We start from the raw sequence: 15066 nt of genomic DNA on the forward strand, positions 1-15066 counted from the left end.
CAACGCCGTTCACCCGAACGGCGTTTTTTTTACCGTTCTGCTACAGATAAGTGATATTACGCCGATTTTCTCGTGACTTGAGTAATTCCCCACTACACTTTTGTTTGTGCTGGCATGGAGTCAGGCCAGGGACTTCACAGGCGAATATGGCATGCAGACGGCTCAGAGGATCATCAAAAGCTATCGACAACGGCGCGTCATTGTTTGTGTGCTGACGGGCATTGTCGTGCTTATTTTGACCCTGACGTTTCGCTTTATTTCGGAGCGCAATTTAAATCAGCAACGCGTGGCGAAGTTCACGCAACATGCAGTAGTGACCTTTGATCGGCTGCTATTACCGCTGGAAACAAGCCGTGAAACGCTGGCTCCGCTGGTTGGCGTCACCTGTGATGATGTCCATCTGCAACTGCGTAAACAGGCGGCCAGCCTGCAAACAGTGCGTGCCATTGGTCTTGTCCAGGATGGCATCCTTTATTGCTCCAGCATTTTTGGTTATCGCAATGTCCCTGTCCATCGACTCCAGCCGACGCTGCCCGCCAACAAGCCGCAACTGGTACTCTCTACCGATCAATCCCTTTTAAAGAATCGCCCGGTGCTGATCATGTGGTATCCCACCACGCCTGACGGGCAAAGCGGCGTAATGGAAGTGGTTAACATTGAATTGCTGAGCAGTTTGATGCTGGAGCCGCAGGCACCGTTGATCACCAGCGTGACGCTGAGTATTGCCGGGCGGCATTTAGTGCATGACAATGTGCAGGCGAGTTTGCCGCCGTTAGAGGATGAAAAACGCTTTCAGCGAACCTCACAGCATTTCCCCCTGATGGTCAGCGTGAGCGGCCCCGGCGCAACGCAACTGGCGCTGCGCCATCTGCCCTCTCAGTTGCCGTTAGCGCTGATGATGGGTTTATTAACCGGCTTTATTGCCTGGTTTACGACCGCCAACCGCATGAGTTTCTCTCGCGAGATCAATCTGGGGCTGGCTGGACGCGAATTTGCGCTATTTTGCCAGCCGCTGTTGCATGCCCAGACATTGCAGTGTGTGGGCGTTGAAATCCTGCTGCGCTGGCATAACCCGCGCCAGGGATGGATCTCACCGGATGTCTTTATTCCGATAGCGGAAGATCAGCATCTTATCGCCCCGCTGACGCGCTATGTGCTGATGGAAGTGCAGCAGCAACTGGATCTGTTCCCGGCCGATGCGCATTTTCATATCGGCATTAATGCGGCGCCCAGCCATTTACGCCACGGTGAACTGTTAAAGGATTTAAATCGTCTGTGGTTTGACAAGCACCCCGTGCAACAACTGACGATCGAGCTCACCGAGCGCGATGCGCTGCTGGATGTGGATTCGCGATTGATGCGCGAGCTTCGCCGTCACGGTGTGAAGATTGCGATTGATGATTTTGGCACCGGTAATAGCTCTCTGAGCTGGCTTGAGAAGCTGCACCCGGATATCCTGAAGATTGATAAGTCGTACACCGCCACCATCGGCACGGACGCGGTAAATTCCAGGGTCACCGATATGATCATTGCTCTTGGGCAACGGCTTAATATCGAACTGGTCGCGGAAGGCGTGGAAACACATCAGCAGGCGCAGCACTTGCGCCAGCAGGGTGTTCAGACGTTGCAGGGATTTTTGTTTGCGGCACCGATGCCGGTTGAGGATTTCCCGGCGTGGCTGGCGGGCAATACTGCCCCACCAGCTACGCACAACGGTCAGGTGGCACCGCTGATACCGGGTTGAGGATCACTCCTCTTCGTCGTGAACCGATTGTTCTTTAACAATTCTGACCAGATCAACGCGGTAATCATTGGCTTCCACCACGGTGATATGCAGCGGCGCAATCTCAAGGATTTCGCCCGGCGGGGGGATTTGCCCTTTCGCCGCAATCACCAGCCCGGCCACGGTCGCGCTATCTTCGTTGTCACTCACCAGGCTATCGAGGCCCAGCGTATGTTGCAGCGCGTGCAAATCCGTGGTGCCTTTAACTAACCAGCCGTCACCATCGGCGACAATTTCGGGTGTTTCGTCGGCGTCCGGGAATTCACCCGCAATGGCTTCCAGCACGTCCAGCGGCGTGACCAGCCCCTGCACTACACCAAACTCGTTGGTGACGATAACAAAGCTGCCGCGCGCGCGGCGTAACACCGCCAGCAATTTGATGGGATCGAGGGTTTCCGGCACCACAATCGCCGGGGAGGCAGAAGCGATGGCGGCAACATCCACGCCCTCTTCTAGCGTGACCAACAACTCTTTCGCCCGCACAATCCCGATGACTTCGTCCAGCTCGCCACGGCAGACCGGGAACAGGCTGTGCGGAGAGGACAACAGTTGCTCGCGGATTTGATCCGCACTCAGATTGGCATCAACCCAACTGATATCCCCGCGCGGCGTCATAATGCTGCGCAAGGAACGGGACGCCAGCGTCAGCACACCGTTGATCATGTAACGCTCTTCTTCGGCAAACGCGCCTTCCGGCACAGGGGCCGACGTATCGCTGTCGGCTTCACTTTGTTGGCTGTTCTGACGACGCCCACCCATCAGACGCACAATGGCATCGGCGGTTCGGGCGCGCAGCGGCAAGCGCGATTGGTGGCGAAGAAAGTTACGGCGTGCCACCTGGTTAAAGAACTCAATGATAATTGAGAAACCGATCGCAGCGTACAGATAACCTTTCGGAATATGGAAGCCAAAGCCTTCAGCGACCAGGCTCAGGCCAATCATCAGCAGGAAACTCAGACACAACACCACTACCGTCGGGTGCTGGTTGACGAAGTTGGTCAGCGGTTTCGAGGCCAGCAACATCACCGCCATCGCAATCACCACGGCAGCCATCATCACCGGTAAGTGGTTCACCATACCGACGGCGGTAATCACCGCATCAAGCGAAAAGACCGCATCGAGGATCACGATTTGCGCGACCACTACCCAGAAACTGGCGTAGCCTTTGCCATGCCCACCATCGTGTTCGCGGTTTTCCAGCCGTTCGTGCAGCTCCGTTGTCGCTTTGAACAGCAGGAACACACCACCAAACAGCATGATCAAATCACGCCCGGAGAAAGTGAAGTTCCAGACGGAAAAGAGCGGCTGGGTCAGTGTGACCATCCAGGAGATCAGCGACAGCAATCCGAGTCGCATCACCAGCGCCAGCGACAGGCCAATAAGGCGCGCTTTATCACGCTGTTTAGGCGGCAGTTTGTCGGCAAGGATGGCGATAAAGACCAGGTTATCAATCCCCAGTACGATTTCCAGAACAACCAGCGTCAACAATCCCGCCCAGATTTGGGGATCCATTAAAAATTCCATGACAGGCTCCTGCACAGGGAAAAGTTAACCGGCGTGCATAACTGCACTGGCGTGATGACATTAAACGATTGGGAAAGGGGGTGAGAAACACCGGACTGCATGGCACGGGAAGGCCAAAAGGTGAACTGACGTCGGTGACGATCCATACGGTGGGCTGCTGCCCTATACTCCTGATGAATTAAACGGGGGTTAAACATAACAGAGAGCATTTGGCGTTGGCAAAGATTTACCAGACTTTGCAAATTGTGTGGATATTTTGCGCCTCAAAATTTCATAGAAAGTAAACCTAAATTACGGATCTTCATCACATAAATTATTTTTTCACTATCTAAAATAAATCGCGAAAGTTCCTAGTTTTCTCTTTGACTTTTATATGAATCGATTCGGTTGCCCGGTACCGATTCACAATACGCCAGTAATGGTGTGTTAACGACAAGAAGAAGGAGGTAGCAAGTGACTATTGCTATTGTTATAGGCACACATGGTTGGGCTGCGGAACAGTTGCTCAAAACCGCCGAGATGCTGCTGGGCGAGCAGGAGAACGTCGGTTGGATTGATTTCGTTCCCGGTGAAAATGCGGAAACGTTAATCGAAAAGTACAATGCACAACTGGCGAAACTGGAAACCAGCAAGGGCGTGCTATTTCTCGTCGATACATGGGGAGGCAGTCCGTTTAATGCTGCCAGCCGCATTGTCGTCGATAAAGAGCATTATGAAGTGATAGCCGGCGTCAATGTCCCGATGCTGGTGGAAACACTGATGGCCAGGGACGACAACCCCACTTTTGATGAACTGGTGGCACTGGCAGTTGAAACCGGACGTGAAGGCGTGAAGGCGCTGAAAGCGCAACCGGTGGAAAAACCTGTTCCGGCGCCGGTGAAAGCAAAAGCGGCCGCGCCTGCCAAACCTATGGGGCCGAATGACTATATGGTTATCGGTCTTGCCCGTATCGACGACCGCCTGATCCACGGCCAGGTCGCTACTCGCTGGACAAAAGAGACCAACGTCACGCGTATTATCGTCGTCAGTGACGAAGTGGCTGCGGACACTGTTCGTAAAACCCTGCTAACTCAGGTTGCACCTCCGGGCGTGACAGCACACGTTGTGGACGTAGAGAAAATGATCCGCGTCTATAACAACCCCAAATATGCGGGTGACCGTGTGATGCTGTTATTTACCAATCCGACCGATGTCGAACGCATTGTTGAAGGTGGCGTAAAAATCGCCTCCGTCAACATCGGCGGTATGGCGTATCGCCAGGGGAAAACCCAGGTAAACAACGCCGTTTCGGTAGACGAGAAAGATATCGCAGCGTTCAAAAAATTGAACGATCGCGGCATTGAGCTGGAAGTCCGTAAAGTTTCAAACGATCCGAAACTGAAAATGATGGATTTGATCAGCAAAGTGGCGAAATAACCGCGACGACCTGATTGACTCAGTTTTCACACTTACGTCTGATTTAGCTATAGGAGAAGTACAATGGAGATTACCACTCTTCAGATTGTGCTGGTTTTCGTCGTCGCATGTATTGCCGGTATGGAGTCGGTACTTGATGAATTCCAGTTCCACCGTCCGTTGGTGGCTTGTACCCTGACGGGTATTGTCCTGGGTGATATGAAAACCGGTATTATCATCGGTGGTACGCTGGAAATGATCGCACTGGGCTGGATGAACATCGGTGCGGCAGTTGCACCGGATGCGGCCCTGGCGTCCATTATCTCAACCATTCTGGTTATCGGCGGTCACCAAAGTATCGGTGCGGGTATCGCTCTGGCTATCCCGCTGGCAGCAGCAGGCCAGGTGCTGACCATTATTGTGCGTACTATCACCGTCGGCTTCCAGCATGCAGCGGATAAGGCGGCCGAAAATGGCAACCTGACGGCACTCTCGTGGATCCACGTCTCTTCCCTGTTCTTGCAGGCGATGCGTATCGCTATTCCTGCTGCGATCGTGGCGGTCTCCGTGGGTACCAGCGAGGTACAGGGCATGTTGAACGCCATTCCTGAAGTGGTGACCAGTGGTCTGAATATTGCCGGTGGCATGATTGTGGTGGTTGGTTATGCGATGGTCATCAACATGATGCGCGCAGGCTACCTGATGCCGTTCTTCTACCTCGGTTTTGTGACCGCAGCATTTACCAATTTCAACCTTGTCGCATTGGGTGTGATTGGCGCAGTGATGGCCATTCTCTACATTCAGCTTAGCCCGAAATATAACCGTTCTGCGGGTGGCGCGGCTCCGGCAGCGGGTTCCAACGATCTTGATAACGAACTGGATTAACAGGTGAACGACATGGTTGATATGACTAAAACTCCGACTGAGAAAAAACTCACCCAGAGTGACATTCGTGGCGTGTTCATTCGTTCTAACCTGTTCCAGGGGTCATGGAACTTCGAACGTATGCAGGCGCTGGGCTTCTGTTTCTCGATGGTTCCGGCAATCAGACGCCTCTATCCGGAAAACAACGAAGCTCGCCGTCAGGCCATCAAACGTCACCTGGAGTTCTTTAACACCCATCCGTATGTTGCCGCACCGGTGCTTGGCGTGACGCTGGCTATGGAAGAGCAGCGCGCAAATGGCGCAGAGATCGACGATGGTGCCATCAACGGTATCAAAGTGGGTCTGATGGGGCCGCTGGCAGGCGTGGGCGACCCGATTTTCTGGGGTACTGTGCGTCCTGTTTTCGCGGCGCTGGGTGCCGGGATCGCGATGAGCGGTAGCCTGCTCGGGCCGCTGCTGTTCTTCTTCCTCTTTAACATTGTTCGTCTGGCAACACGCTACTATGGCGTGGCGTACGGCTATCGCAAAGGTATTGATATCGTTAAAGATATGGGGGGCGGTTTCCTGCAAAAACTGACTGAGGGGGCGTCAATCCTCGGCCTGTTTGTGATGGGTGCGCTGGTGAACAAATGGACACACGTGAACATTCCGCTGGTGGTGTCGGAAATTACCGACCAGACCGGCAAAACCACGGTGACCACAGTGCAGACCATTCTCGACCAGCTGATGCCGGGTCTGGTTCCGCTGCTGTTGACCTTCGCGTGTATGTGGCTGCTGCGTAAGAAAGTGAACCCGCTGTGGATCATCGTCGGGTTCTTCGTCATCGGTATTGTCGGTTACGCTATCGGCGTGCTGGGGCTGTAATCTGTCATGTCATAACCGGGGGCCTGCTTGCCCCCGGTTTTTTTAAGGAGAAAAAATGACGATTGCGGACATCGTTCTGGTTGTGGTTGTTGCCGCCCTGCTGGCTTTCGCGCTCTATGATGAGTTCATCATGCCGCGTCGTAACGGCACGACGTTGCTGTCTGTTCCCCTGCTGCGCAGAAGCCGTACCGATGGCGCTATCTTTGTCGGTCTGCTGGTTATTCTTATTTATAACAATGCGACCAATGGCGGTTCAGCATTAACGATGTGGTTATTATCCGCGCTGGCATTACTGGGCATTTATCTTTTTTGGATCCGCGCACCAAAGATAATCTTTAAACAACACGGTTTTTTCTTCGGCAATGTGTGGATCGAATATAAGCGCATTAAAGAGATGAATTTATCCGAAGACGGCGTATTGGTTATGCAATTAGAGCAGCGTCGGTTGCTTATCCGTGTACGAAATATCGACGACCTGGAGAAAATTTACAATATTATGGTTAAAACTCAATAAGTTATGGCATAGCATTAGCTATATTTCATTGCATAAAAAACGATCTCTATCATAGCCAATGCTATATTTAGCGCACAAGTTCACCCATATTTATTAACGTTATTTTTACCGTTAAATCAAAATGCAAATCGTTATCAACCGATAAGCCGACTTATATTGTTCTGTGGTTGTTTTACGCGCTGAAAATATGCTAAGGTTCGTCGGTCGTTGGGGAGTAGCCGATTTCCACCCACCCGGAAATGTACGTGTCAACATACTCGTTGCAAAACGTGGCGCGTACGGACTGAATAAGTTTTCAGTCAGGCGAGACCATTGACACACCGACTGCTGTTTACTGGGGGCAGTGGTGTGTTATATGGAACCCCGGTCAGGACGAACACATGAACCTTTCTGCTACTATTCTTCTCGCCTTTGGCATGTCGATGGACGCTTTCGCAGCCTCTATCGGCAAAGGGGCGACACTGCATAAACCCAAATTCTCTGAAGCACTGCGCACTGGCCTTATTTTTGGCGTTATTGAAACGCTAACCCCGCTGATCGGTTGGGGGCTCGGCATGCTGGCAACGCAGTTTGTGCTGGAGTGGAATCACTGGATTGCCTTTGTGCTGCTGGTTTTTCTTGGCGGGCGCATGATTCTGGAAGGGATCCGCGGTGAGGATTGTGAGGAGAATGAAACGCCACACCGCCACGGTTTCTGGCTTCTGGTGACCACTGCGATTGCCACCAGCCTGGATGCAATGGCCGTTGGTGTCGGTCTCGCTTTCCTGCAAGTTAATATCATCGCCACCGCGCTGGCTATCGGCTGTGCGACGCTGATTATGTCAACACTGGGTATGATGGTGGGTCGTTTTATCGGTCCACTGCTGGGAAAACGCGCCGAGATCCTCGGCGGTATCGTGCTGATCGGTATCGGCGCGCAGATCCTCTACAGCCACTTTGTTGGTTAACTTTCCCGCTGTAAGCAGTGAATGCTGAAATCAGTCTGGCAGCGGAACTGCTCTGTTGCCGCAAGCTTCTCCCACACTTCCGGCCTGGCCCGCCAGGCAAACGGCGTCATTTGTAATAACGCAACGGCTTCTGGTCCGGTCAGGATCATTTCATACCCCAGGGATTGTTTCCCGACGACATTGAAACCAGCAATTTCACCGCTGTTTTCAGCATGCAGATGGACATCATCATAGATAAGCCCTTTTAATTCCATCAAATGGCGAGGCCCGGGTGCTGCGGTGATCACAACCCCCTCCGGTTTCATTACCCGCGCCAATTCCTCTGCTTTGCAGGGTGCATAAATGCGTACCAGGCCATCAATGCTGTTCGTTTCAAACGGCAAACGATGGCTGGAGGCAACACAAAACATAACCTGTGAGTAGCGTTTAGCCGCGGCGCGGATCGCGGCTCTGGAGACATCCAGGCCAAATGTTGTTGCGCCGCGCTGCTGCGAAATATTTGCAAACGCCTGGGTGTAATACCCTTCCCCACAGCCGATATCCAGCACCGCGGTGGCATGTTCCGGCAACCTGTCTTGCAAAAGGTAACTGATTGCATCACGTAACGGTTGGTAATGACCGGCATTGAGAAATGCGCGGCGCGCCTGCATCATTTCCGCGCTGTCACCAGGATCGCGCGAACGTTTATGCTGAACCGGGAGCAAATTGACGTAACCCTCTTTCGCGATATCAAACTGGTGGCGCTGCGGGCAGACGAAAGCATTCGCCTGTCGGTTTAACGGCGCGTGGCAAAGTGGGCAACTGAAAGGCATAAACACTCCGGAGGGGATTTCACAAAGGCCGAAAGTTTACCGCCATTTGGTGTAGCGTGGAAATTAAAAAGCCCCGCACGATGGCGAGGCTTTAAATTGACATTGATACGCGAAAACGCGTTTCAAGCTCAGCGGTGTCGAAATCAGATAGCAGTTACGTTAACTGCTGCCGGGCCTTTCTGACCGTCCTGAATTTCAAACTCAACGTTCTGGCCTTCGGCCAGGGTTTTGAAACCGTTACCCTGGATTGCAGAGAAGTGTACGAATACATCTTTGCTGCCGTCTGCCGGAGTAATGAAACCAAAACCTTTAGACTCGTTGAACCACTTAACTTGACCTTTAATCTTTGCCATTTGCAAAATTCCTTAATGTATATACTTCGCCCGCAGGCATTGACTGAGAAAACTGAGACATTACTGCTTGAGGCACTAATATAAGGTTCGGCAGAGAAGCTGTATTCAACGAAACTTGTTTACTCAGGACTTCTATACTGAAAATGCCACACATAAACAGAACTGTACCTCGATTGACCCACAACGTGTTATCACATAATACGTAAACTATGGCAAGCCATTTTTAAACATGTCTGGATCCGTCGCACAAATTCTACAGCTACCGGGACATCTACTGTTCATTTATTCACTTCGTTGAACGTTATAGCAGCCGCTACGGACACCTTTTTACGGGCTGAAAGTAGACCATTTTTCGCGATAGTTCAAGTAGTTCCGCGCATCTCATCCCTGTGCGAAACCACTATACGTTTCGCTTATATCCTAAGAACTTTTTGCGCATAGTTATGCTTTTCGCACCGTTAGGAAGATTCTTAAATCAATTATACAGAGCGTCTAATCTAATGCTTAAGTTAACTATGAATAATTGTTGTGCATATAAGCAAAGCAATGCACCAAAATAATGAAATTATGATGACAATGCATCATAAAAAGGCAATAAAAACGTTTCGATAAAAATAAAACAGCACAAATTTAATACTACGTACAGATTTAGGGACAGCGTGTAAAATTAGCCCAGGGATAAATACTGGCCGATTTTCAGGATCCTGAAGTTATCATTCTCCGCTGCCGCTTCGCTTAACGCATCCTGCAATTCTTGCACCGGTTCATCCAGCGATTCATCGGCCAGCTCAAAGACTCCCCAGTGGATAGGAAATGCCAGCGGTGTACCTAATTGCTGCCACAACGCCACCGCGCTTTGGGGATCCATATGGTTTATCGACATAAACCATCGTGGAGCATAAGCTCCCACCGGCAATGCCACGGCATCCAGTGCCCCTAACCTGGCCGGAATTGTCAGTAACTCTGGCGTATATCCTGTATCCCCCGGAAACCAGAAACGCAGCCCCGAAGATTCAACAACCCAACCGCACCATAAGGAACGATTACGATCCCAGAATGTCCGCATGCTCCAGTGCTGCGCAGGCACCGCGATAAAGCGCATGCCAGCAAAATTTGCGCCGCTCCACCAGTCCAGCTCGGCCACATGCCGTGCCCCCAACCGACGAACCCAGCTTCCCAAACCCAGCGGCACAAAAAAATGCACATTGGGAAAGCGACGCAGCAGTGCACGTAGCGTCCAGGCATCCAGGTGGTCGTAATGGTTATGGGAAATGAGAATAGCGTTGAGTTGAGGAATATCGGCAATCGCCAGCGCAGGCGGAGTGCGGCGTTGCGGCCCTGCAAAACGTAACGGAGAGGCACGTTGAGAAAAAACGGGATCGGTGAGCAGGTATTGCCCGTTCAGGCGAAGAAGGATACTGGCGTGCCCGAGCCACCAAAGGCCATCGCTATTGCCAGCAATTTCGGCTTTTTGCCACCACTGATCAATAAAGTCTGCGTAACCTCTGGCTGGCGGGCGGGGAAGCCCGGCGGCTTTGCGCTCTTTGCGCCAGCGCTTAACATCGCCGGGTTGATGAGATACTGGCGTCGCGTTAGCGAAACCATCAGGAGAGTGATGTGAGATCGCAGGATTATACCAGGGGTTTTTCCGCGCCATTTCCGCTCTACTGCCCCTGTTAGCGCTCGGCCACCAGGCGGATAAATTCCTCACTCTCGCCTTTTTCTGGCGTTTTCACCGGCGCAGCGAGATTCTCTTTTTCCGGCTCGTTGGCTTCGCAAAGACGGCGCAGCAGCGCGTTTTGCCGCTTTTGCTGATCCAGCAATGCTTCAAGCAACTCAATTTGTTCGTTGGTGCGCGAGCTGGCACGATTGATAAAGAACCACAGCGCCAGGCCAACCACCAGAACCACCAAAGAAAAAAGCATAGACGCAAGATTAATCGCGCCTGAATTCAGAACTTCGTTCATTTCACCACCTCAATGTAGACGCGGCATTTTACCACTGGCGTCAAGGAAGGAAATCATTCACTGAAAATTGCTATTACCAGGGGATGAATTTATTGATAACGCAGATGCCGCTAAAGAATTGTACATCCTGATCACATAACACGTTAAGCATTTGAGTCCAGAGCAGCAGGCAGACTACCAGTACGGCAATCAGCAACAGCCATCTAAATTTTCTCACTCGACTCTCCGATACATTACAAGGTGTAACCAGGTTAGCATGGCTTCCTTAAACAGCGACTAACTGTATCTCCTTTCGGTGTTTTTCGGAATGCTCGACTTGTTTCACCAGGTAAAAGCTTTAGCCTTAGTCAGATAGTTTACATATGCAAGGAACAAAAATGCGTACACTCATTCGAAGCGTCATTGTTCTGGCGCTGCTGTGGATTGGGCTCTTGCTGAGCGGTTATGGCGTGCTAATCAGCAGCAAAGAAAATGCAGCAGGCCTGGGTTTACAGTGCAAATACGCCACGGCGCGCGGCACCAGCACCGCACAATATGTGAATTCCAGCAATGGTTTCTTCGGCCTGGCTAACTGCCCTTTATTGCGTAAAAGCGACACCGTTATCGATAACGGCTAATTTCACCCACAAAAAAGCCGCCAGGTTAAGGCGGCTTTTTTTGCATCAGAATGGATAATCGTTATATCCCATCTGCTCGGAAATTTTCCGCGCTGCGTGGTGCAGCATCGCAACGTATTCATGAAGACGTTCTTCAGAGAAACGCAACGTGGGGAAGGAAATACTCAGGCCTGCAATGACAACGCCGAAACGGTCGAAAACCGGCACGCCGATGCAGCGTAAGCCCTCTTCCTGCTCTTCGTTATCTTCACCATAACCTTGCTCCCGAACGGCATCCAGCATCGGCAGCAGATCTTCAGTGCTGGTGATGGTACGTTCTGTGCTGCGTTTGTATTCGACACCTTCAAGGATCTGTTTCACTTCATCACGATCGCGCCAGGCGAGCAGCACTTTACCAATCGCGGTACTGTACAGCGGGTTACGGCGACCAATGCGTGAATACATGCGCAGGTTATACATCGAGTCGATTTTATGGATGTAAACAATGCTGTCTTCATCCAGAGCACCCAGATGGATGGTCTCTTTCGTCAGGCGAGAGAGTTCACGCATCTGGATATCCGCGCTGCGGATCAAATCAACGTTTTGCAACGCGCGCGCGCCCAGTTCAAATAACTTCAGCGTCAGGGAATATTTTTCAGACTCCCCTTCCTGCGCAACGTAGCCTAACGATTTCATGGTTTGCAAAAAGCGATAAACGGTGCTTTTTGACATCATGACGCGCTGTGAAAGCTCGGTGATGCCGATTTCACGCTCTTCCCCGAGCGCTTGCAGAATGCCAAAGACCTTCAATACTGAAGAGACAGAATCTGGCTGCTTGTCCAAATCTGCGATTGCCATTAATCACCTCATCGCCTGTGTTTTATAAAAATCAGAATCGGTTTTTATTATAATTTCGTCATCCTGTCGCCGCAATGCACGTTTGTCAACTTCGTTACAAATCTGCGACATAAAGCCGGAATGGCAATGATAGAATCATTATACAAATCAATTTGCGACATTAACCGCTCATTTCTATGAATAAATCTTCTTTAGACGGACTTCCCGTACCCCTGCGCTACGGCGCAATTTTGACCATTGTTATTGGTATCGCCATGGCAGTCCTTGATGGCGCAATTGCTAACGTCGCGTTGCCGACGATTGCACGGGAACTCAACGCTTCACCGGCGGGTTCCATCTGGATTGTGAATGCTTACCAAATCGCCATTGTGGTTTCGCTACTGACGTTCTCTTTTCTTGGCGATATGTTCGGTTACCGCCGTGTTTATCAATGCGGTCTGGTGCTGTTTACCCTCACCTCATTGTTTTGTGCGCTGTCAGATTCGCTCCTTACATTAACCCTGGCGCGCGTAGCGCAGGGTTTTGGTGGCGCCGCGCTGATGAGCGTCAATACCGCGCTCATACGCCTCATCTACCCGCACCGCAGTCTTGGGCGCGGGATGGGCGTTAATTCATTCGTTGTGGCGGTCTCTTCAGCCGCAGGGCCGACGATTGCAGCGGCAATTCTGTCGGTTGCTTCCTGGCAGTGGCTGTTTTTGATTAACGTTCCTTTAGGGATTATTGCTCTGGTGCTGGCGATTAATTATTTACCGCCTAATGCAGCACGCAGCACGATGCCTAAATTTGATTTGCCAAGCGCCGTGATGAACGCCCTGACGTTTGGCCTGTTAATCACCGCCCTGAGCAGTTTTGCTCAGGGCCAGTCAAGCACGCTTATCCTGGCAGAAGTTGTTGCATTACTGGTCATCGGCTGGTTCTTTGTGCGGCGGCAGTTGCGTTTACCGGTGCCGTTATTGCCGGTTGATTTGCTGCGTATTCCGCTCTTTTCGCTCTCTATCGGCACGTCAATCTGCTCTTTCTGCGCACAGATGCTGGCGCTGGTTTCCCTGCCCTTCTTTTTGCAAACCGTACTCGGGCGCAGTGAAGTTGAAACCGGTCTTTTGCTGACGCCCTGGCCACTGGCGACAATGGTAATGGCTCCGCTGGCCGGGTATCTGATTGAGCGCGTACACGCGGGATTATTAGGTGCACTTGGGCTGGCGATGCTGGCGTGCGGGCTATTCGCGCTGGCGTTGCTTCCTGCTGCCCCCGCAGATGCGGATATCATCTGGCGCATGGCGCTGTGCGGCGCGGGTTTTGGCCTGTTCCAGTCGCCTAATAATCACACCATTATTACCTCCGCCCCGCGCCAGCGCAGCGGCGGTGCAAGCGGTATGCTGGGTACCGCGCGCTTGCTGGGGCAAAGTTCAGGGGCTGCACTGGTAGCCTTGACGTTTAATCTTTTTGGAAACAATGGCACGCACACATCATTGCTGCTGGCTGGCGCACTGGCGACGGTTGCGGCTATCATCAGCGGTTTGCGCATCACGCAGCCGCGAGCACAGTAAAAAAAAAGCGCGTCGGTTGACGCGCTTTTTGCTTTTTAAAAGACGTTATTTCAGATATTCACCGGAGCGCAGTGCTTCGATACGTTTATCCAGCGGCGGGTGCGTCATAAACAGCTCGCTCAGGGATTTCGATTTCCCGTTGATGCAGAAGGCCATCATGCTGCTGGCTTCCTGCGGCTCGTAGCTGGTTTTCAGGCGCTGGAGCGCGGCAATCATCTTCTCGCGACCCACCAGTTTTGCAGAACCGGCATCGGCATGGAATTCACGGTAACGTGAGAACCACATCGTAATAATGCTGGCCAGGATACCAAACACCAGCTCCAGCACTGTCGCAACGGCAAAATAGATCATTGGGTTGCCATTACTCTCTTCGCCATCATCCCGATTACCGCCCAGAAAACCTGCGGCAACCTGCGCAATAATGCGTGAGATAAAGATAACGAATGTGTTAACAATCCCCTGAATCAGGGTCATGGTGACCATATCACCATTCGCGATATGGCTGATTTCATGGGCAATAACCGCCTCGGCTTCATCACGGCTCATGTTTTGCAGCAGCCCGGTACTCACCGCAACCAGGGAAGCATCACGGCGTGCCCCGGTTGCAAACGCGTTAATGTCCGGCGCATGGTAAATCGCCACTTGAGGCATAGCGATACCCGCCTGACGGGACTGCTGCGCCACGGTATCCATCAGCCAGCGCTCCATATCATTACGCGGCTGCTCGATCACTTCACCACCTACCGATTTAAGCGCCATCCATTTCGACATTAACAGCGAAATGAACGAGCCGCCAAAACCAAACAGCAGCGCCATAATCATCAACCCCTGAACGCTGCTCGACTGAATGCCCGTCAGGCTAAGCACCAGGCCGAACACCAACATCACGGCCAGGTTAGTCAACAGGAAGAGCGCGATTCGCATCATAATTATCTTTTAACCTCAATTTAACAAAACGCACTATGCGATTACCCACATCGTATGGGCATGCGAGCTATTTTCAAGTATCAGCGCAGCGTAA

The 15066-nt window shown here is 51.8% G+C and carries 16 protein-coding genes, 1 pseudogene and 1 riboswitch; of the genes and pseudogenes, 8 read left to right on the top strand and 9 right to left on the bottom strand.

What is annotated here, in order from left to right:
- Window positions 1-151: 151 nt before the first annotated feature.
- Window positions 152-1744, top strand: a complete 1593-nt coding sequence (locus Q5705_15685) for an EAL domain-containing protein (protein WLI76021.1) — start codon at window positions 152-154, stop codon at window positions 1742-1744.
- A 3-nt stretch (window positions 1745-1747) separates the two neighbouring features.
- Here Q5705_15685 and yoaE read toward each other — a convergent pair whose 3' ends face one another.
- The gene (gene yoaE / locus Q5705_15690; protein WLI76022.1) at window positions 1748-3307 is read right to left on the bottom strand and encodes a CNNM family cation transport protein YoaE; all 1560 of its coding nucleotides are present in this window, start codon (window positions 3305-3307) and stop codon (window positions 1748-1750) included.
- 453 nt (window positions 3308-3760) lie between these two features.
- Here yoaE and manX point away from each other — a divergent pair, with 453 nt between their 5' ends.
- The 5 genes from manX to mntP all read left to right on the top strand — a co-directional run bounded on the left by manX (window position 3761) and on the right by mntP (window position 7912).
- Window positions 3761-4723 carry a PTS mannose transporter subunit IIAB gene (gene manX / locus Q5705_15695; GenBank protein ID WLI76023.1) on the top strand — a complete coding sequence of 321 codons (963 nt, stop codon included), beginning with the start codon at window positions 3761-3763 and terminating at the stop codon, window positions 4721-4723.
- Window positions 4724-4786: 63 nt separating this feature from the next.
- Window positions 4787-5587, top strand: a complete 801-nt coding sequence (locus Q5705_15700) for a PTS mannose/fructose/sorbose transporter subunit IIC (GenBank protein WLI76024.1) — start codon at window positions 4787-4789, stop codon at window positions 5585-5587.
- Window positions 5588-5599: 12 nt separating this feature from the next.
- Window positions 5600-6451 (top strand): PTS mannose transporter subunit IID, encoded by an 852-nt coding sequence (locus tag Q5705_15705; GenBank protein ID WLI76025.1) that lies wholly within the window; start codon window positions 5600-5602, stop codon window positions 6449-6451.
- 55 nt (window positions 6452-6506) lie between these two features.
- Window positions 6507-6965, top strand: a complete 459-nt coding sequence (locus tag Q5705_15710; protein WLI76026.1) for a DUF986 family protein — start codon at window positions 6507-6509, stop codon at window positions 6963-6965.
- 197 nt (window positions 6966-7162) lie between these two features.
- A riboswitch (yybP-ykoY riboswitch) is annotated at window positions 7163-7260 on the top strand.
- Window positions 7261-7345: 85 nt separating this feature from the next.
- Window positions 7346-7912, top strand: coding sequence for a manganese efflux pump MntP (gene mntP, locus Q5705_15715; GenBank protein WLI76027.1), 567 nt, complete (start codon window positions 7346-7348; stop codon window positions 7910-7912).
- Here the strand turns inward: mntP and rlmA are convergent.
- The 6 genes and pseudogenes from rlmA to mgrB form a co-directional block, all read right to left on the bottom strand.
- Complete coding sequence (rlmA, locus tag Q5705_15720; GenBank protein ID WLI76028.1) at window positions 7909-8724, bottom strand: 23S rRNA (guanine(745)-N(1))-methyltransferase; 816 nt, start codon at window positions 8722-8724, stop codon at window positions 7909-7911. The two genes, mntP and rlmA, sit on opposite strands and share 4 nt — an antisense overlap.
- A 143-nt stretch (window positions 8725-8867) precedes the next feature.
- A complete protein-coding gene (gene cspE, locus Q5705_15725) occupies window positions 8868-9077 on the bottom strand; it encodes a transcription antiterminator/RNA stability regulator CspE (protein ID WLI76029.1) in 210 nt (69 codons plus the stop codon).
- A gap of 41 nt (window positions 9078-9118) precedes the next feature.
- Window positions 9119-9231: pseudogene (locus Q5705_15730) on the bottom strand (DUF2627 domain-containing protein).
- A 513-nt stretch (window positions 9232-9744) separates the two neighbouring features.
- Complete coding sequence (locus tag Q5705_15735; GenBank protein ID WLI76030.1) at window positions 9745-10734, bottom strand: MBL fold metallo-hydrolase; 990 nt, start codon at window positions 10732-10734, stop codon at window positions 9745-9747.
- Window positions 10735-10753: 19 nt separating this feature from the next.
- Window positions 10754-11044 (bottom strand): YebO family protein, encoded by a 291-nt coding sequence (locus tag Q5705_15740; GenBank protein WLI76031.1) that lies wholly within the window; start codon window positions 11042-11044, stop codon window positions 10754-10756.
- A 73-nt stretch (window positions 11045-11117) separates the two neighbouring features.
- Window positions 11118-11261: a PhoP/PhoQ regulator MgrB gene (gene mgrB, locus Q5705_15745; GenBank protein ID WLI76032.1), complete on the bottom strand. Its 144-nt coding sequence runs from the start codon at window positions 11259-11261 to the stop codon at window positions 11118-11120.
- Between the two features lie 160 nt (window positions 11262-11421).
- Here mgrB and Q5705_15750 point away from each other — a divergent pair, with 160 nt between their 5' ends.
- A complete protein-coding gene (locus Q5705_15750) occupies window positions 11422-11661 on the top strand; it encodes a YobH family protein (protein WLI76033.1) in 240 nt (79 codons plus the stop codon).
- A gap of 45 nt (window positions 11662-11706) precedes the next feature.
- Here the strand turns inward: Q5705_15750 and kdgR are convergent, their stop codons facing one another.
- A complete protein-coding gene (kdgR, locus tag Q5705_15755) occupies window positions 11707-12498 on the bottom strand; it encodes a DNA-binding transcriptional regulator KdgR (GenBank protein ID WLI76034.1) in 792 nt (263 codons plus the stop codon).
- 176 nt (window positions 12499-12674) lie between these two features.
- Here kdgR and Q5705_15760 point away from each other — a divergent pair, with 176 nt between their 5' ends.
- On the top strand, window positions 12675-14045 hold the full coding sequence (locus tag Q5705_15760; GenBank protein WLI76035.1) for an MFS transporter: 1371 nt from the start codon (window positions 12675-12677) through the stop codon (window positions 14043-14045).
- A 45-nt stretch (window positions 14046-14090) separates the two neighbouring features.
- Here the strand turns inward: Q5705_15760 and htpX are convergent, their stop codons facing one another.
- On the bottom strand, window positions 14091-14972 hold the full coding sequence (gene htpX, locus Q5705_15765) for a protease HtpX (GenBank protein WLI76036.1): 882 nt from the start codon (window positions 14970-14972) through the stop codon (window positions 14091-14093).
- Window positions 14973-15066: the final 94 nt, after the last annotated feature.

Origin of the sequence: Kosakonia sp. H02, from assembly GCA_030704225.1 — a bacterium.
Lineage (GTDB): Bacteria > Pseudomonadota > Gammaproteobacteria > Enterobacterales > Enterobacteriaceae > Kosakonia.

Excerpts from the sequence above, each read along its gene's own strand:
- Q5705_15685 (WLI76021.1), top strand. The coding sequence starts at position 152 with ATGCAGACGGCTCAGAGGATCATCAAAAGCTATCGACAACGGCGCGTC.
- yoaE (WLI76022.1), bottom strand. The coding sequence starts at position 3,307 with ATGGAATTTTTAATGGATCCCCAAATCTGGGCGGGATTGTTGACGCTG.
- Q5705_15700 (WLI76024.1), top strand. The coding sequence starts at position 4,787 with ATGGAGATTACCACTCTTCAGATTGTGCTGGTTTTCGTCGTCGCATGT.
- Q5705_15705 (WLI76025.1), top strand. The coding sequence starts at position 5,600 with ATGGTTGATATGACTAAAACTCCGACTGAGAAAAAACTCACCCAGAGT.
- Q5705_15710 (WLI76026.1), top strand. The coding sequence starts at position 6,507 with ATGACGATTGCGGACATCGTTCTGGTTGTGGTTGTTGCCGCCCTGCTG.
- mntP (WLI76027.1), top strand. The coding sequence starts at position 7,346 with ATGAACCTTTCTGCTACTATTCTTCTCGCCTTTGGCATGTCGATGGAC.
- rlmA (WLI76028.1), bottom strand. The coding sequence starts at position 8,724 with ATGCCTTTCAGTTGCCCACTTTGCCACGCGCCGTTAAACCGACAGGCG.
- cspE (WLI76029.1), bottom strand. The coding sequence starts at position 9,077 with ATGGCAAAGATTAAAGGTCAAGTTAAGTGGTTCAACGAGTCTAAAGGT.
- Q5705_15735 (WLI76030.1), bottom strand. The coding sequence starts at position 10,734 with ATGGCGCGGAAAAACCCCTGGTATAATCCTGCGATCTCACATCACTCT.
- Q5705_15740 (WLI76031.1), bottom strand. The coding sequence starts at position 11,044 with ATGAACGAAGTTCTGAATTCAGGCGCGATTAATCTTGCGTCTATGCTT.
- Q5705_15750 (WLI76033.1), top strand. The coding sequence starts at position 11,422 with ATGCGTACACTCATTCGAAGCGTCATTGTTCTGGCGCTGCTGTGGATT.
- kdgR (WLI76034.1), bottom strand. The coding sequence starts at position 12,498 with ATGGCAATCGCAGATTTGGACAAGCAGCCAGATTCTGTCTCTTCAGTA.
- Q5705_15760 (WLI76035.1), top strand. The coding sequence starts at position 12,675 with ATGAATAAATCTTCTTTAGACGGACTTCCCGTACCCCTGCGCTACGGC.
- htpX (WLI76036.1), bottom strand. The coding sequence starts at position 14,972 with ATGATGCGAATCGCGCTCTTCCTGTTGACTAACCTGGCCGTGATGTTG.